Annotated in this window: 14 protein-coding genes; 1 reads left to right on the top strand and 13 read right to left on the bottom strand. The window is 44.9% G+C overall.

Going from position 1 to position 17,383, the window contains the following annotated elements:
* Nucleotides 1-37: 37 nt before the first annotated feature.
* From leuB to tgt, 4 genes are all read right to left on the bottom strand, one after another.
* Complete coding sequence (gene leuB / locus GKG41_RS13745) at nucleotides 38-1,123, bottom strand: 3-isopropylmalate dehydrogenase (RefSeq protein WP_154259530.1); 1,086 nt, start codon at nucleotides 1,121-1,123, stop codon at nucleotides 38-40.
* A 219-nt stretch (nucleotides 1,124-1,342) separates the two neighbouring features.
* Nucleotides 1,343-1,654, bottom strand: a complete 312-nt coding sequence (gene yajC, locus GKG41_RS13740; protein WP_072853128.1) for a preprotein translocase subunit YajC — start codon at nucleotides 1,652-1,654, stop codon at nucleotides 1,343-1,345.
* 128 nt (nucleotides 1,655-1,782) lie between these two features.
* Nucleotides 1,783-2,652, bottom strand: coding sequence for a YitT family protein (locus tag GKG41_RS13735; RefSeq protein WP_154259529.1), 870 nt, complete (start codon nucleotides 2,650-2,652; stop codon nucleotides 1,783-1,785).
* Between the two features lie 129 nt (nucleotides 2,653-2,781).
* Entirely contained in the window at nucleotides 2,782-3,903 is a 1,122-nt protein-coding gene (tgt, locus tag GKG41_RS13730; protein WP_154259528.1) for a tRNA guanosine(34) transglycosylase Tgt, read from the bottom strand.
* A gap of 229 nt (nucleotides 3,904-4,132) precedes the next feature.
* On the opposite strand from tgt, the gene GKG41_RS13725 reads away from it, so the two are divergent.
* A complete protein-coding gene (locus tag GKG41_RS13725; RefSeq protein ID WP_154259566.1) occupies nucleotides 4,133-8,392 on the top strand; it encodes a 2-hydroxyacyl-CoA dehydratase in 4,260 nt (1,419 codons plus the stop codon).
* Between the two features lie 86 nt (nucleotides 8,393-8,478).
* On the opposite strand, the gene GKG41_RS13720 is transcribed toward GKG41_RS13725, so the two are convergent.
* From GKG41_RS13720 to GKG41_RS13680, 9 genes are all read right to left on the bottom strand, one after another.
* Nucleotides 8,479-9,201 (bottom strand): ABC transporter permease, encoded by a 723-nt coding sequence (locus GKG41_RS13720; RefSeq protein WP_226903909.1) that lies wholly within the window; start codon nucleotides 9,199-9,201, stop codon nucleotides 8,479-8,481.
* 1 nt (nucleotide 9,202) lies between these two features.
* Nucleotides 9,203-10,129 (bottom strand): ABC transporter ATP-binding protein, encoded by a 927-nt coding sequence (locus GKG41_RS13715; protein WP_154259526.1) that lies wholly within the window; start codon nucleotides 10,127-10,129, stop codon nucleotides 9,203-9,205.
* Between the two features lie 73 nt (nucleotides 10,130-10,202).
* Nucleotides 10,203-11,108 carry a HAMP domain-containing sensor histidine kinase gene (locus GKG41_RS13710; RefSeq protein WP_154259525.1) on the bottom strand — a complete coding sequence of 302 codons (906 nt, stop codon included), beginning with the start codon at nucleotides 11,106-11,108 and terminating at the stop codon, nucleotides 10,203-10,205.
* 2 nt (nucleotides 11,109-11,110) lie between these two features.
* Complete coding sequence (locus GKG41_RS13705; protein ID WP_154259524.1) at nucleotides 11,111-11,809, bottom strand: response regulator transcription factor; 699 nt, start codon at nucleotides 11,807-11,809, stop codon at nucleotides 11,111-11,113.
* 212 nt (nucleotides 11,810-12,021) lie between these two features.
* Nucleotides 12,022-13,644, bottom strand: coding sequence for a polysaccharide biosynthesis protein (locus GKG41_RS13700; RefSeq protein WP_154259523.1), 1,623 nt, complete (start codon nucleotides 13,642-13,644; stop codon nucleotides 12,022-12,024).
* 18 nt (nucleotides 13,645-13,662) lie between these two features.
* Nucleotides 13,663-14,337 (bottom strand): uracil-DNA glycosylase, encoded by a 675-nt coding sequence (locus GKG41_RS13695; RefSeq protein WP_154259522.1) that lies wholly within the window; start codon nucleotides 14,335-14,337, stop codon nucleotides 13,663-13,665.
* Nucleotides 14,338-14,355: 18 nt separating this feature from the next.
* A complete protein-coding gene (hisF, locus tag GKG41_RS13690) occupies nucleotides 14,356-15,117 on the bottom strand; it encodes an imidazole glycerol phosphate synthase subunit HisF (RefSeq protein ID WP_154259521.1) in 762 nt (253 codons plus the stop codon).
* Between the two features lie 2 nt (nucleotides 15,118-15,119).
* Nucleotides 15,120-15,740 carry an imidazole glycerol phosphate synthase subunit HisH gene (hisH, locus tag GKG41_RS13685; RefSeq protein WP_154259520.1) on the bottom strand — a complete coding sequence of 207 codons (621 nt, stop codon included), beginning with the start codon at nucleotides 15,738-15,740 and terminating at the stop codon, nucleotides 15,120-15,122.
* A gap of 179 nt (nucleotides 15,741-15,919) precedes the next feature.
* A complete protein-coding gene (locus tag GKG41_RS13680; RefSeq protein ID WP_154259519.1) occupies nucleotides 15,920-17,383 on the bottom strand; it encodes a HAMP domain-containing sensor histidine kinase in 1,464 nt (487 codons plus the stop codon).

Raw genomic sequence — 17,383 nt, 5'->3', positions numbered from 1 at the left:
CCAAAAAGGGGTTGCCGTATGGCAGATTCTTATCTTCTTACCGGATCTCTGCCGCAATCAAATCTCCCATCCGCTCCGTGCCTACCTGTTCCATACCATCTGCCATAATATCGCCCGTACGGTATCCGTCCTTCAGCACTTTCTGTACTGCCGCTTCCACGGCATCCGCTTCCTTATCCAGATCAAGGGAATAGCGCAGCAGCATTGCCGCCGAGAGTATAGTCGCAATTGGGTTAGCCAGATCCCTGCCCGCAATATCCGGGGCAGATCCGTGACTTGGCTCATAGAGTCCGAACTTTGTCTCATTAAGACTTGCAGAAGACAGCATGCCGATGGACCCGGTTACCATACTTGCTTCATCAGATAAAATATCTCCAAACATATTCTCTGTGAGAATCACATCGAATTGTCCCGGATTATGCACCAGCTGCATAGCACAATTATCTACCAGCATATGCTCCAGAGCAACTTCCGGATAATCCTTTGCCACTTCCTCCACTACCTTTCTCCAGAGTCTGGAGGAATCCAGTACATTGGCCTTATCCACACTGGTAACCTTTTTCCGTCGTTTCATGGCAATGTCAAACGCCCGTACGGCAATGCGCCGGATCTCTTTTTCATTGTATGTAAGAGTATCAACAGCGGTTTCCACGCCGTCTTCCACAGTGGTCCTTCTCTCTCCGAAATACAGACCTCCGGTCAGCTCCCTCATAATCATCATGTCAAAGCCTTCACCGATAATGTCTTCCTTCAGCGGGCAGGCATCCTTTAATTCTTCATACAAATACGCCGGCCGCAGATTCGCAAACAGATTCAACTGCTTTCTTATGGCAAGAAGCCCTGCTTCCGGTCTTTTGGACGGTTCTAACTGATACCAGGGAGAAGTCCTGGCGTCTCCTCCGATAGAGCCCATAAGGACTGCGTCACAGCTTCTGGCAGTCTCCACCGCTTCCTCTGTCAGGGGTACCCCGTGAACGTCAATAGAAGCCCCGCCTAACAGGACTTCTTCATATGAAAAGGTATGTCCGTAGATATCACATACTTTGTCCAACACTTTTTTTGCTTCCCGTACAATCTCCGGTCCGATACCATCTCCCCGGATCAATGCAATTTTATAATTCATAATCTCTCCCTTTCTGTCATGTCATCAGCCTGAATACGCTATCACACGGCATGCGCCGCATGCCCCGGAGCATTAGTTAAGGGGTGCCCTTTGGGGATAGCCTATAATACTATATATATTAATTCATTTTTCGCCACTTTTCAAGAATAAAGTACAGCACCGGGCGTAAAGTATGCAATAAAATAAAAAGATGCTGTCCCCGGACAACATCTTTCTCTCTTAATTTTCAGCTACCTCTGCCTTTTCAACTTCTGCAATCGCAGCTTTTCTCATGGGAATACGACAATTTTTGTTGTTACCGAACTCAAGTATAACATCCTCATCTGTAATATCAATGATGACTCCATAGAATCCGCTGGTAGTAACTACACTATCGCCTACCTCCATAGATGATAACATCGCTTTCACTCTCTGCTGTTCCTTCTTCTGCGGTCTCATGATCATAAAATACATAAGAGCAAAGAAAAGCACCAATGGCAATAACATGGTAAGCCATGAACCGCCTGCTGATGCACTGGCTGTTAATAACATAATCCATTCCTCCTGTTTTGTTTATTGCATTTCAGACATTAGTACAATAATACACAAAAAACAGTATTTCTTCAAGGCTTTTTGACAATTTAATGTAATTTTAATGGGAAAATGAGCCATATCCGGCTCTATCCCTGTTCCCCGATGTTAAACATCCGGAATCCTTCCCCGTGGACTTCATTGGATTCCAATATAATGGTAAACGCATTTTCATCCACTTCCTTTACTTTTTGCTGAACAAAATACATCTGTTTATTGTTGCAGGCACACATCACTACCTGCTTTTTTCCTTGTTTGTATCCCCCCGAAGCCGGGAGAATCGTGCTTCCCCTTCCGCAGCACTCGTCGATGGCATCTGTCACTTTTTTTCCGTAATCTGTGACTATCAGCGCCATCTTTCCGGCATTTACCCCGTAGACCACTTTGTCGACCGCCACGGCAAACAAAAAGTTGATGATCATTCCATAGATAATTCCGTCAACGTCTCTAAAAATAAGTCCTCCAAGAACAATAATCCCAATATCCGACAAAAAAGCAATCTTGCCCAGTGACAAATATGGTTTCACAGCCTTTACTGCCATAATCACAAAATCGGTGCCCCCGGTGGATGAATTCTGCATGTAGATCAGGGCATACCCCAGCCCTCCAAGTACCCCGGTGCAGATTGCCGAGAGCATCCGGCTCCCCGTATATACCGGAAGCAGAGGCGCCACGTAGTCTATCATGACAGAGGATATAACAATACAGCGGAGAGACCGCAAAAAAAAGCCCCTTCCCAGAAGCCTGTAGCAGAGCAGGGCAACGGGAATATTTAAAACGATGATCGTAAGGCCTATGGGCAGGTGAAACAGCCGGTTGAGTATCAGAGAAATACCGGAGAAGCCTGTCATGGGGAATTCTGACGTAACCGCAAAATTATAGAGTCCCACTGCAATCAGCGCGCTGCCGATGAGTTCCATTCCAATTTCCTTTATGATTCTTTTCGCTCTGTTCAACATGTTATCCTCCTTTAATATAATGCAGCAATCAAAAAAAGAGCTTTGCGGCCACATAAAAATATGATCCGCATAAGCTCTTTTGCAATTGCTATTATACTGTATCTCTGCTTCTTTTGCAACCCCCCGCTGTCAGAGAAATCCTTCCAGCTTTTGTTTCTTGTACTCCTGATAAGTTCCCTGTTCTATAGCCTCTCTGATCTCTTCCATCATTTTATTATAAAAATAGAGGTTGTGGAGCACACAGAGACGCATTCCCAGCATCTCTTTTGCCTTCAGCAGATGCCGGATATAAGCCCTGCTGTAATTACGGCAGGCCGGGCACTGGCACCCCTCCTCAATGGGTCTGGAATCCAACTCGAATTTTGCATTAAATAAATTCAGTTTTCCCAGATTCGTGTATACATGTCCATGGCGGCCATTTCTGGTGGGATACACGCAGTCAAAAAAGTCTACGCCCCGATCCACTGCTTCTAAAATGTTAGCCGGCGTCCCCACCCCCATAAGATAGGTTGGTTTCTCCTCCGGAAGACAGGGTACTACTGCGTCCAAGATGCGGTACATTTCCTCATGAGATTCCCCTACAGCAAGACCGCCTACGGCATAGCCGTCCAAATCCATGTCCGCAATCTCTCTTGCATGCGCAATCCGAATGTCCTCGTAGACAGCCCCCTGATTGATCCCGAATAAAAGCTGGTGTCTGTTTATGGTATCTTCTTTTTGATTCAGACGTTCCATCTCTGCCCTGCAGCGCCAAAGCCAGCGGGTAGTCCTGTCCACAGACGCCTGTACGTATTCTCTGGAAGCCACACTTGAAGGGCACTCGTCAAAAGCCATGGCAATGGTGGAGGCCAGGTTGGATTGAATCTGCATACTTTCCTCAGGCCCCATAAAAATCTTTCTTCCATCTATATGGGATTGAAAATACACTCCCTCTTCTTTGATTTTTCTAAGCCCTGCCAGGGAAAACACCTGGAATCCTCCCGAATCCGTGAGAATAGGCCTGTCCCAGTTCATAAACTTATGGAGGCCTCCCATCTTTTTCACCACCTCATCTCCCGGTCTCACGTGAAGGTGGTACGTATTGGAAAGTTCTACCTGGGTTCCAATCTCTTTCAGATCTGTGGTGGCTACCGCACCTTTTATGGCAGCTGCTGTTCCCACATTCATAAAAACCGGAGTCTGAATGGTGCCGTGAACAGTAGTAAATTCAGCTCTTTTTGCTTTTCCGTCTTTTTTTAATATCTTATACATAGTACTCTTCCTTTTTATCAGCATGTAGTCTAAGTATATCCAAAAGCCTTACGAATTTCAAGAGAATTTATCTTCACAACTTCTTCACAACATTTTTATTTGTAATTTAACCTTTATTGTCGTATAATGTTATGTAGTTTTGTTACCCCATAAAACTGCATATAATAGGAAAGAAATGGTTATTTAATTTCACAGTGAGGAGGTCACAGGGCGACCTGTGAACAAGGTTATGAAACAAATTACATATACATTAGGTATAGACATTGGCTCTACTACCGTAAAAATAGCAATTTTAAATGAGGAGCAGGAGATCGTTTTTTCTGAGTATGAGCGCCACTATGCGAATATTCAGGAGACCCTGGCACACCTTCTGGGTCATGCCTATGAAAAACTGGGGGAACTTCAGCTTGCACCTGTGATCACAGGTTCCGGCGGACTTACCCTGGCAAAACATCTGGGGGTTCCATTTGTCCAGGAAGTCATTGCGGTCTCATCTTCCCTGCAGGCTCTGGCGCCCCAAACTGATGTAGCCATAGAACTGGGGGGCGAAGACGCTAAGATTATATATTTTGAAAAAGGAAATATAGAGCAGCGTATGAACGGAATCTGTGCCGGCGGGACAGGCTCTTTTATTGACCAGATGGCCTCCCTGCTTCAGACAGACGCCGTGGGTCTGAATGAGTACGCCAGGGATTACAAAGCACTATACTCCATCGCCGCCCGCTGCGGTGTTTTTGCCAAGACAGATATTCAGCCTCTCATCAACGAAGGGGCCACCAAGGAGGATCTCTCCGCCTCTATTTTCCAGGCAGTGGTTAACCAGACCATCAGCGGACTGGCCTGCGGAAAGCCCATTCGGGGCCATGTGGCCTTTCTGGGAGGTCCGCTGCATTTCCTGTCTGAGCTTCGGGAGGCATTTATCCGTACTCTGAAACTGGACGATGCGCATACCATTATCCCGGCAAATTCTCATCTTTTTGCCGCCATCGGTTCCGCCCTGAACGCAAAAGAAGATGCGGATACTGTTTCTCTCCTTGGCATGAGAGACCGTCTGGCTTCTTCTATCAAAATGGAATTCGAAGTTGACCGGATGGAGCCTCTTTTTGCCTCTCAGGAAGAATACGACATCTTTAATGAGCGTCAGAGTGCGTACAATGTAGCATCTGCGGATCTCGCTTCCTATGAGGGAAACTGCTACCTGGGGATTGACGCCGGCTCAACTACCACCAAAGCCGCACTGGTAGGGGAGGATGGTTCTCTGCTCTATTCCTTTTACAGCAGCAACAACGGAAGCCCTCTGGCTACTACCATAAGAGCAATTAAAGAAATCTATACTCAGCTCCCCTCCAGCGCTACCATTGCGTACTCCTGTTCCACAGGATACGGGGAGGCCCTCATAAAGGCAGCACTAATGCTGGATGAGGGGGAAGTGGAAACGGTATCCCATTATTATGCCGCCGCCTTCTTTGACCCTGAGGTAGACTGTATCCTGGACATCGGCGGTCAGGATATGAAGTGTATTAAAATCAAAAACAATACCGTTGACAGCGTACAGCTCAACGAGGCCTGCTCTTCCGGCTGCGGTTCTTTTATTGAGACCTTTGCCAATTCCCTGAACTACAGTGTACAGGATTTTGCCAAAACCGCACTTTTCGCCAAACATCCCATTGACCTGGGTACGCGGTGCACTGTATTTATGAATTCAAAGGTTAAGCAGGCACAAAAGGAAGGGGCTGAGGTATCAGACATCTCTGCTGGTCTGGCCTATTCTGTCATAAAAAACGCGCTTTACAAAGTAATAAAGGTATCTGATGCGAAAGAACTGGGTGATCATATTGTTGTCCAGGGAGGAACTTTTTACAACGACGCTGTACTGCGCAGTTTCGAAAAAATTGCGGACTGTGAAGCCATACGCCCGGATATTGCAGGAATCATGGGAGCCTTCGGTGCTGCCCTGATTGCCCGGGAACGGTATGATGTCTCAAAAGAGACTACTATGCTGCCCATTGAAAAAATAAATACGCTGCAGTTCTCCACCTCTATGGCCAACTGCAAAGGCTGCACAAATCACTGCCGCCTCACCATTAACAAATTCTCCGGAGGACGTCAGTTTGTTACTGGTAACCGCTGCGAACGGGGCATAGGCAAAGAAAAAAACAAAGAGCACATTCCCAATCTCTTTGAATACAAATATAAGAAGCTCTTTTCTTATGAGTCTCTTACATTGGATAAAGCTGTGCGGGGACAGGTGGGAATTCCCAGAGTTTTAAATATGTTTGAAAACTATCCTTTCTGGCATACCTTTTTCACAGAGCTGAAATACCAGGTTGTACTCTCTCCCACCTCTACCAGAAAGATTTATGAACTGGGAATTGAATCGATCCCCAGCGAATCGGAGTGTTATCCGGCCAAATTAGCCCATGGACATGTAACCTGGCTGATTAAGCAGGGCGTTAAGTTTATCTTCTATCCATGTATTCCTTATGAGAGAAAAGAATTCCAGGATTCCATTAACCACTATAACTGCCCCATTGTAACTTCTTATGCAGAGAATATTAAAAATAACATTGACGAGCTTCAGGATGACTCTATTGTATTTCGCAATCCGTTTATGGCATTCACCAGTGAGGAGGTTCTGACCAAGCGTCTGATAGAAGAATTCCCTGACATCCCGGAAAGTGAAGTTAGAGCCGCCGCCGCCAAAGGGTGGAAGGAGATGGCTGACAGCAGGGAGGATATAAAGCGGAAGGGTGAAGAAACGCTGGAGTACCTAAAGGAGACTGGCAGAAGAGGCATTGTGCTGGCCGGACGGCCTTACCACATTGACCCGGAGATTCATCACGGGATACCGGATCTGATTAACTCCTATGGAATCGCAGTGCTGACTGAGGATTCCATCTCCCACCTGGCTCCCATTGAACGTCCTCTGCGGGTAAATGATCAATGGATGTACCACACCCGGCTGTATGCCGCCGCCAATTATGTGAAGACTACAGAGAATCTGGATCTCATTCAGCTGAATTCCTTTGGATGCGGTCTGGACGCGGTCACCACAGATGAGGTTTACGAGATTCTGGCACACAGCGGCAAGATATATACCTGCCTGAAAATCGATGAAGTCAACAATCTGGGAGCGGCCAGAATCCGTATCCGCTCACTGATCGCAGCGATCCGGGTAAGAGAAGAACAGAAAATGTCAAGGACTATTGTGCCTTCTTCCATTGAAAAGATACCATTTACACAGGAGATGCGGCAAAACTACACCATACTCTGCCCTCAGATGTCACCCATTCATTTTTCCATCCTGGAGGCAGCTTTTAATGCCAGCGGATACCATTTGGAGGTATTGCCCAATGATAATAAAGAGGCTGTGGATGTAGGTCTGAAATATGTGAATAACGATGCCTGCTACCCATCTTTAATGGTAGTGGGGCAGATTATGCAGGCGCTGCTGTCCGGCAAATACGACACTCACAGAATTGCTATCATTATGTCCCAGACCGGAGGCGGCTGCAGAGCCTCCAACTACATCGGATTTATCCGAAGGGCACTGGAAAAGGCAGGGCTTTCCTATATCCCGGTCATATCCATTAATCTAAGCGGACTGGAAAGCAATCCCGGCTTTAAAATCACAGCCAGGCTGGCAAGCCGCCTTGCCTTCGCGGCAGTCTTCGGTGATATTCTGATGAAATGCCTTTACCGGATGAGGCCTTATGAAAAGGTTCCCGGCTCTGCCAACGAACTGCACCGGAAGCTGGAAAAGGAATGCATTGCCTTTGTAGGTCAAAAGCATGTAACAATCGGGGGCTTTAAAAAGCTCTGCCGGAAGATGATTCGTGAATTTGACAGTCTTTCCATTACCGATGAAGTGAAACCAAGAGTAGGCATTGTAGGCGAAATCCTGGTAAAATTCCTTCCAGCGGCCAACAACCACCTGGCCGAGCTTCTGGAACGGGAAGGCGCCGAAGCGGTATGCCCGGACTTAATTGATTTTATGTGCTACTGCTTCTACAACCTGAATTTCAAGTCCAGATACCTGGGCTTTAAGAAATCCTCGGCAACCCTGGGCAACCTGGGAATCAAGGCGATTAACTGGATTCGAAAAGCCGCCAATGAGGAATTTGCCCAAAGTGTACACTTTACTCCCTCCGCGGATATCTCCCAATTGGCAAAAATGGCTTCTTCCATTGTATCCGTAGGAAATCAGACCGGCGAAGGCTGGTTCTTAACCGGAGAGATCCTGGAACTGATACATAACGGTACCCCAAATGTGGTCTGCACCCAGCCCTTTGGCTGTCTGCCCAATCACATTGTGGGAAAAGGAGTCATCAAAGCCGTGCGGAAGGAGTACCCCCAGGCAAACATCGTAGCCATTGATTACGACCCCGGAGCCAGCGAGGTAAATCAGCTTAACCGGATTAAGCTGATGCTCTCCACTGCCCAGAAGAACTTAAAGAAGAGTGGTTCCGGCAAGCCTGAGATCAGGTAACATTTGAACTATAAAAGGGATGCTGTCACGTAACCTGACAGCATCCCTTTTATAGTTCTTTTTAATACAACACACATATCACCGCGTTACAAGTCCTGCTTTTTAAATTCCCGGACAGCTAATACACTGCCAAGCAAGCCTGAGCAAAGAACTGAAATAATGCAGATATATAAATATTGGCTGTCCGCCGGCAGCATAGCAGATATCTGTATCGCCAGCCACGGTACAAAACTAGCCGCGGGAAGCAATTCTTCTGAGACTTGAGAGCCAACGGACTGCAGCAAAACAAAAATCAAAGTGCATAACATCGCCGGATAAAACAAAGTCCGCTGTCTGACGGCAAACCAGATAACAGGCAGAAATGCAATAAAGCTTAAGATACCTATTTGCGTTAGCAGCCGTACGGTATAGGAAACCGTAGTTATTGTAACCTGTGAACGGAATAAGCACAGTGAACCTGCTATAGTAATACATTCTGTAAAAATCATTACTGACAGATACCAGCAAAACCATACAGCAATTTTACTCAACACAAAATTTTTTCTATTTACAGGAGCGGTTATAATATTTATAATTGTCTTTTCTCCATATTCCTTCTGCATGGATTGTGTAATAAAGAAGCCGCTCATAATTGGCAGAATGATGTTTACCAGCATAGAAACTGTCTGCAGCCACTCTTGATAACCAATCTTAGATTTATCAATCAGAAGGGATTTCAAAACCAGCAGAATAGGTATGGAAATCGTCGACGCAAAACCTATAAGGGCCATTTTGTTTTTCTTTAATTTTAATATTTCTGTCAGAAACACATTATTCAAATTTGGCACCTCCAGTCAATGCGGTAAAATAATCTTCTAATGTTTCGTGTTTAAAATACAGGGATGATAAGCCTACCCCGTGGGTAACAAGGCAATTTGCTATAGATACTGGATCTAACGTATCCTCATAGATCTCAACACAGTTTTTATCGGTGACTGCATAATTATTACAGTTTAACAGGTTTTCCAACAGCTGCGTTGCTTTTGGAACAGAATCTACTTTAATTTCAATATACTTCTTATTCTTTTCTTCTAATTCTTTCATAGAAATTTCTTTTACTAAATGGCCCCCGTGTATTATCCCAATATCGTCTGCAAGCAAGGCAATTTCAGATAAGATATGACTGGAAATAATAATGGTCTTCCCCTGCTCATGGCACAAATTTTGCAAAAACTTTCTGATTTCAACTATGCCAACCGGATCAAGGCCATTTGTAGGTTCATCCAATATCAGTAGCTCGGGATCATTCAATATGGCGTTGGCAATTCCTAATCGTTGTTTCATGCCTAACGAATATGATGAAAATGGCTTCTTGTCTTGATAGGGAAGCCCTGTAACTTCCAACGCGCTTTTTACAGCATCTTTTTTGATTGTTCCCCGCAGCCGGGCAAATATCTCTAAATTCTCCGTTCCCGTCAGGTAAGAATAAAAACTAGGTGTCTCGATAATAGAACCTATACGTTTATAAATATTGTTTTCGTTTCCCTGCAGCTTTTCTCCAAAGGCTTCCACTTCCCCGGATGAAATGGAGATAAGACCCAGTACCATTTTCATAATAGTAGTCTTTCCAGCCCCATTTCTTCCCAACAAACCGTATATACGACCTTTCTTTACGTTTAAATTAATTTTTTCCACAGCCATAACATTCCCATAGGTTTTAGTCAGCTGCTTCGTGCGCAGAATTATCTGGTTTTCCATATACCGCCCTCCTTTTCCTATTACAATTAAAGCATAGAAACCCTGCTGAAACCTTGCCGTAATTATGCTTTATTCATGCTTTTGGAAAAGTCAGCCGAAAAGTTGTACCTCTGCCCCAGCAGCTTTCTGCATGAATCTCTCCATGTAAGGAAGCAGTCAGCTCTTTGGCTATGGACAAACCCAGACCGTTGCTGTTTTCCGTTCGTGATGTGTCACACTTATATAAGCGGTCAAATACAAATGGTAAATCTTTTTCTGCTATTCCAATCCCATTATCAGCGATTGAAAGATTAAGTTCATTAAGGGAGCAGCTTATCCGGACCGACAGTTGTGTGGCATGGCTGTGCCTGATCATATTTGCCATCAAATTAGTAAGGATTCTGGTATACGCGCTTTTATCAAGAACGACATATACAGCTTCCTCCGGTATCTCAAACCTAAACTCTATCTTGTTTTCTTCCAATTTTATAACCCAATCTGCAAGTATCAAGCGGGTTAATTCACATATATTCTGCTTTTTTAAGTCATAAACCCATTCGCCGGACTCTATTTTTAAGAATTCAAATAATGACTGTATATAATCCCCCAGATTAAGTGCTTTTCTTTTAGCGATAGTCAAAAACTCATCATGCTCCTCACCGGTAACACCATTCTTTTCTAATACTTCCAAATATCCGATAAGTGAAGCTAATGGTGTGCGGATATCATGGGATAAACTGGTGACTAATTTTTTATATGCCTTTTCCGACTTGTCTTTTTCCATAAGTTTTTCTTTATCGCGGATCACGATAGCATTGATTTTGTAAACAAGTTCACTAACTATACTATTTTCAACGGCCAGCAGTCTTCTGTCTAAATTGCCGCTGCCTATATCATCCAGAATATGAGAAATTTCCTTGATCTGCTTCTTCGTATTGCAGATATAAATAAATTGAAAGATAATAATAACACTTAAAACAGTAATAATTATCCCTAACATGATTACACCTCTGTGCGGAAGCGATAGCCAATGCTGTGAATGGTTTGAATATAATCTAAATCCATCTGCTCATTTCTTATTTTTTTACGCAGTTTGCTGATAAAGGACATGATATTTCTATCGTCAAAAGAATACTCATTCTTCCACACATGATTATAAATTTGTTCTTTTGTGAATACTCTGCCTTGGTTTGAAGCCAAAAAATAGAGAAGATCAAATTCTTTGGCGGTTAGCCGGACTTCTTCCGTATTTACAAAGACACTTCTTAATGAGTAATTAATTTCTAAGCCGGTAAAATGCAGTGTTGAATTTTCTTCGGACTGGCCATTAAAGACAGTGTATCTTCTGATCAGTGAATGAACCCTTGCCACAAACTCACTCATTAAAAACGGCTTTGTTAAATAATCATCCGCTCCCAGCCTAAGCCCTGTTACTTTATCCACTTCGGAGTCCTTTGCCGTAAGCATTAACACAGGCACATGATCCTTGATTCGTATGTTTTCTAATACCTCAAACCCATTGAAGAATGGAAGCATAATATCCAGCACAACAAGCTGATACTTATTATTTTCAAAAGCCTCCAACCCGGTTTTACCATCGTACTTTACCGTAACCTCATAATTTTCTTGCAGCAGTTCTCTTTCAATCAACATACACAAATCTTTATCATCGTCTATTAACAAGACCTTACTCTGCTTCATAAAAACTCCTCCTGCTCTATAAGTTCCCCCACATTATATACGGTTAACGGTATAATAGCAATGGGGCTTCCTAATCCGGCTAACCAAATTTCAGTTCCGGAAGACCTTTCTTTCACAGGATACCGCAGCGCAGTTCCTGGAAAGGAAAAAGTCCGCATAGCCTGTGAAAGGCTTTGCGGACTAATCAAATGCTAATAAGAGCGGCCCAAAAATCATTTATATAAGCGCAGTTTTTTAGCCAGTTTATAGATAATATTTCCAGCCGGGAGTCTTCTCAGCTGATCCTCGGGCGCCTTCACAATAGCTACAAAGAGAATAATATATGTGAACACTGCCAGAGGCACTGCCACAGCCAGGCAAACAATATTATGGGGAAGTAAATGATGCAATCCATAATAGCTCCCCCAGGCCACAAGTCCCATCCCGGCAGAGGCCAGAAAAGGCTTTCCGTAGGAGTCTCTGAATTCATTCTTATATCCCAGATACTTTTTCAGATAGATCCCATTCAGGATACACATACTGACAGAATACAGGATAGTGGCCACCAGCACTGCTATGATCCCAAGCTTGTCGGTAAACCAAAGTCCACAGAACAAAAATACCACATTGAGCACAAGGGCAATGGCTGCATTGCGAACCGGAATCTGGGGTTTTCCTATCCCCTGAAGAACGCCGTTGGTTATGGTAGACAGCGAGGAAAAAACTATGGATACCGCCCCAATCATAAGAAGGTTGCCCGCAATTCCTGTGGTTGTGGGGAAAAACAGCTGAATAATAGGGTGGCCTAACACCGCCAGCCCCACAGCAGCCGGGACAGAGATAAACATGGTCAGCTGTACAGCCTCATCTATCTTTTGATTGGCTTTTGAGATCTCCCCCCGGGCATAATGTCCCGATATATTAGGCACCACCGCCGTGGAGGATGCACTGGAGAGACTGAGGGGTATATTAATCAGAGTCATATAGTAGCTGCTGAATTCTGCATAGGTTGCGCTGATCAGCTCGTCATCAATTCTATGTCTGCCCATAATTGAGGAGAACATGTAACCGTCAATATAACTGCTGACATTATAAATAAAAGTACTGAAAATAACCGGCGTCACCATCAGCAGAATAATCCGGAATACTTCCCGGTAGCTGATGTCCACCCCTGTACGATCCCGTTTCAACTGACGTCTCAGCGTGCCCCGGTTAATATAATATACAAAGGTCATAAAAAGCAGACCTGCCAGCACCCCGGCTCCCGTACCCACGGTTCCTCCGGCGGCCCCCCAGGTAGCTTCCTCTACGGCATCTGCCGCCAGATACTTAATCAGCAGCCACGCTGCAAGTACACTAACAATAGCATTCAGAATCTGTTCTATGATCTGTGAAGCAGATGTTGGAATCATTGTATTATGTGCCTGAAAATACCCCCGCAGGACTCCGAGGATAGCAGATAAAAAGATGGTTGGAGTTAATACCTGCAGTGCCGGAATGGCATTTGGCTGATTCTGAGGGATCAGATAGGGAGCCCCGAACAGAGCTACCAAGGCTGCAATCCCTCCAACAATACAGGCATAGATCATAGCGCCCTTAAAAACCTTATGAGCACTTCTGTACTGGCCAAGAGCCAGACGTTCTGATACTACTTTAGAAACAGCCATGGGAATACTATACGAAGAAATTAAAAGCAGTATAGAGTATACCGAAAAAGCAAAGCTGTAATACCCCATCCCTGTTCTGCCAACGATAGCATTGAGGGGAATTCGGTATACAAGCCCGATGACTCTGGATACCAGAGCCGCAATCATGAGAAATGATGCATTCTTCAAAAAAGTATTCTTTTGTTTCATAATTATTCATCCTTCGTTTTATACATTTTCTATCTGCCAGTCAATCGGCGCAATTCCATGGCTTTGCAGAAAATTATTCGTCTGGCTGAAAGGCCTGCTTCCGAAGAACCCTCTGCCCGCGGACAGAGGACTGGGATGGGGAGCTTCCAGAATAAGATGGTTTGGGTTGTGAAGCATGCTCTTTTTCATCTGTGCCGGCCTGCCCCACAGGATAAATACCATGGGCCGGTCAATTTCATCCAGAATACGGATGGCTGCATCTGTAAACTGCTCCCACCCCATTCCCTGATGGGAATTGGCCTGGTGAGCTCTCACCGTTAACACTGTGTTCAGCATCAGAACTCCCTGGCGGGCCCATTTTTCCAGATATCCATGGTTGGGAATGTAGCAGCCCAGATCATCGTGCAGTTCCTGGTATATGTTAATCAGAGAGGGCGGAATATCCACCTCTGGCTTTACAGAAAAACATAAGCCGTGGGCCTGCCCGTAATTATGATAAGGATCCTGTCCCAGAATCACAGCCTTTACCTCTTCCAGAGGAGTAAAATGAAAGGCATTAAAGATATCGTCAGCCGGGGGGAACACCCTTTTTGTCTGATATTCCTGGTTTATTTTTTCAAAAAGCGGTTTGTAGTATGGTTTGCTGAATTCCGGTTTTAAGGCTTCCAGCCACTCTCCCTGTAAAGGGGGCATATGCACTTCCTCCTGTTCTTATAATCTGACAGAAACACCCTTATTATGTAAGTATCTCTTAACTTCTTTGATTTCCAGTTCCTTATAGTGAAAAAGAGAGGCCGCCAGAGCCGCGTCCGCCATTCCTGAAGACAGCGCCTCATAAAAATGCTCCATAGTTCCGGCACCCCCGGATGCAATCACAGGGATATCAACTGCCTGGGCAATCTGTCTGGTCAGCTCTATATCATAGCCGGCTTTCGTCCCGTCGCAATCCATGCTGGTGAGAAGTATCTCCCCGGCACCCCGTTTTGCCGCCTCTCTGGCCCATTCCACTGCATCGATTCCCATGTCAATCCGTCCGCCGTTCTTATAAATATTCCATCCGCTTCCGTCCGGCCGCTTTTTGGCATCTATTGCCACAACCACACACTGGCTGCCGAATTTGTCTGCAGCGTCATTGATTAAATCCGGTGTATTGATGGCCGATGAATTGATAGAGATTTTATCTGCACCCTCCCTCAGGAGCATTTTAAAATCATCCACGGTTCGGATACCTCCCCCCACAGTAAAGGGAATGAACACATTGGCAGCTACCTTCCGGACCATATCTACTACCGTATCTCTCTGATCCGAGGAGGCGGTAATGTCCAGAAAAACCACCTCATCCGCACCTGCCTTATCGTAAGCCCTTGCGATCTCCACCGGGTCACCCGCATCCTGGAGGTTCACAAAATTAACACCCTTTACTACTCTGCCCCGGTTCACATCCAGGCAGGGAATAATTCTCTTGGTAAACATAATCAGCGTCCCTCCCTGTGTATATTTGTAAAGTTTTCCAGCATCTTAAGTCCCATAGTGCTGCTCTTCTCCGGATGGAACTGACACCCAAAGAGATTCCCCTTCTCAACAGAAGCGTGGATCTGCGTACTGTATTCTGTGGTTGCTTTGACAACAGATGGTTCATCCGCTTTCAGGTAATAGGAATGCACAAAATAGACATACGTTTCTTCCGGTATCCCGTCAAATAACCTGCCCTGATTTTGTATATGGAGAGAATTCCATCCCATGTGAGGGATCTTCAGACCCTCCTGCTTTGGTATGTGAAGAATTTTACCCTTTAACAGACCCAGTCCTTCCACGCCCGGACTCTCCTCACTCTCCTCAAACATAAGCTGAAGCCCCAGGCAGATGCCCAGAAAAGGGATCTGTTTCTCTGCAACTTCGTGTATTACCGGTACCAGTCCGTATCTGTTCAGATTCCCCATAGCATCGCCGAAAGACCCCACCCCCGGAAGGACTACCCGATCTGCAGACAGTATCTCCTCCCTGTCTCTGGACAGCACTACTTCTTCCCCCAGAAGGGCGAATGCTTTTTCTACACTTTTTATATTTCCTGCGTCATAATCAATGATTGCAATCATATGTATCTTCCCCGTTCGTTCCTTAAATATTCAAAAACGCCCCTGTATTCCTGCTTCGGAGCGCACTCCATGCCAGGTATGGCATAAGCATACATGGATAGTTTAACACAGCTAAAAAAAATATACAACGGATGAAAACACGAAAAGAGGGCATCTGACATGCCCTCTTTCGATCATTTTCACTGTTTTTCTAACTCAAACCAGAATTCTACTCCATTGTCATAATTCTGTACTCCGCACTTCTGATTCATGGAGTCCATAATAGCTTTTACAATAGAAAGTCCAATGCCGCTACCTCCGTATTCTCTGGTTCTTGCCTTGTCCACTTTATAAAACTTTATCCAGATTTTATCCAAATCCTCTTCCGGTATGGGATCTCCTGTATTGAACACAGTAACCCTCACTTTTCTTTCTTCCTGAAGGATCCGAATCTCTATGGTATTGCTGTATTTGACATGGTTCAGAGCATTGGATACATAATTTGTAACCACTTCCTCTATCTTAAACTCATCCCCCCATACATAGACGGGATTCTCCTCCTGGAAGATCACCCTTACTTCTTTCTGTTCTGCCAGTATCCTGGTAGACTGCACCACGCCACGGATTAATTCTGTCAGTTCAAACCGCTCCATGGTTACCTGATCCTTGCCGAACTCCAGCTGATTCAGAGTCAGAAGCTTTTTTACCATCTCATTCATCTTGGCTGATTCGTCGATAATGACATCACAGTAGAAGTCCCGGCTCTCTTCATCCTCATTGATACATTCCTTCAGGCCCTCCGCATATCCCTGTATCAGGGCAATAGGGGTCTTCAGTTCATGGGATACATTGGAAAGGAATTCCTTTCTCATCTCATCCACCTGAATCTTCTTCTCTATGTCTTTCTGCAGTTCGTTGTTGGCAGATTTCAGGCCTGAGATTGCTGTCTCCAGTTCCCTGGACATCCGGTTAAAGTTATCTCCCAGAATACCTATCTCGTCCTGCCCCCCGCTGGTGTATCTGGCATTAAAGTCCAGATCCGCCATTTTCCTGGAAATATCCGTAAGTTCTGTAATGGGCTTTGTGATTCTCCTGCTGAAAAACAATATGATTACTATACTGATAAGAATCATCACCAAACCAATATAAATATAAAACATATTGGAAATCTGCACGCTGTCCCGAATGCTTCCCACAGGGGTGCGGATCAGAAAATATCCGCTGTTCTCCAGCTTCCCCCACATCTCCAGATAATCGGTCTGCAGGTTGGTGTCCTGAATCTTCTGAATAATATAATCATCGGTCTGCTTTACTGCTTTGCCGTTGGCATTGCGCAGGCCATTGATATACCCAAAGAGGGTGGGATATAATACATCACTCTCTCTGCCCTCTACGATACGGTAGGACTGGTAGTCGCTGGCCACCCAGGAGATATTCTTCTCTGAGCAGTATCTTCTGAACTCTGAGGTTACATCGGAGTCTCTCACATTGGATGTCACTACCAATTCGTTGATCTTACCGTAAACTGTCCTCAGCATATCTTCCTTTTTTGAGGTATAGTAAGATTCCAGAAAAAAAGTATTGATCAATCCGATAGCCAGAAGCATTACCAGCATTAGCCCGGTAAAGGTAAATGCCAGTTTTTTATTCAATGATCGTTTCAT

Source organism: Lactonifactor sp. BIOML-A5, assembly GCF_009677585.1.
GTDB lineage: Bacteria > Bacillota > Clostridia > Lachnospirales > Lachnospiraceae > Lactonifactor.
The sequence above is the reverse complement of the archived record's forward strand: the minus strand, read 5'-3'. Positions and strand labels throughout refer to the sequence as shown.

Excerpts from the sequence above, each read along its gene's own strand:
- leuB (WP_154259530.1), bottom strand. The coding sequence starts at position 1,123 with ATGAATTATAAAATTGCATTGATCCGGGGAGATGGTATCGGACCGGAG.
- yajC (WP_072853128.1), bottom strand. The coding sequence starts at position 1,654 with ATGTTATTAACAGCCAGTGCATCAGCAGGCGGTTCATGGCTTACCATG.
- GKG41_RS13735 (WP_154259529.1), bottom strand. The coding sequence starts at position 2,652 with ATGTTGAACAGAGCGAAAAGAATCATAAAGGAAATTGGAATGGAACTC.
- tgt (WP_154259528.1), bottom strand. The coding sequence starts at position 3,903 with ATGTATAAGATATTAAAAAAAGACGGAAAAGCAAAAAGAGCTGAATTT.
- GKG41_RS13725 (WP_154259566.1), top strand. The coding sequence starts at position 4,133 with ATGAAACAAATTACATATACATTAGGTATAGACATTGGCTCTACTACC.
- GKG41_RS13715 (WP_154259526.1), bottom strand. The coding sequence starts at position 10,129 with ATGGAAAACCAGATAATTCTGCGCACGAAGCAGCTGACTAAAACCTAT.
- GKG41_RS13710 (WP_154259525.1), bottom strand. The coding sequence starts at position 11,108 with ATGTTAGGGATAATTATTACTGTTTTAAGTGTTATTATTATCTTTCAA.
- GKG41_RS13705 (WP_154259524.1), bottom strand. The coding sequence starts at position 11,809 with ATGAAGCAGAGTAAGGTCTTGTTAATAGACGATGATAAAGATTTGTGT.
- GKG41_RS13700 (WP_154259523.1), bottom strand. The coding sequence starts at position 13,644 with ATGAAACAAAAGAATACTTTTTTGAAGAATGCATCATTTCTCATGATT.
- GKG41_RS13695 (WP_154259522.1), bottom strand. The coding sequence starts at position 14,337 with ATGCCCCCTTTACAGGGAGAGTGGCTGGAAGCCTTAAAACCGGAATTC.
- hisF (WP_154259521.1), bottom strand. The coding sequence starts at position 15,117 with ATGTTTACCAAGAGAATTATTCCCTGCCTGGATGTGAACCGGGGCAGA.
- hisH (WP_154259520.1), bottom strand. The coding sequence starts at position 15,740 with ATGATTGCAATCATTGATTATGACGCAGGAAATATAAAAAGTGTAGAA.
- GKG41_RS13680 (WP_154259519.1), bottom strand. The coding sequence starts at position 17,383 with ATGAAACGATCATTGAATAAAAAACTGGCATTTACCTTTACCGGGCTA.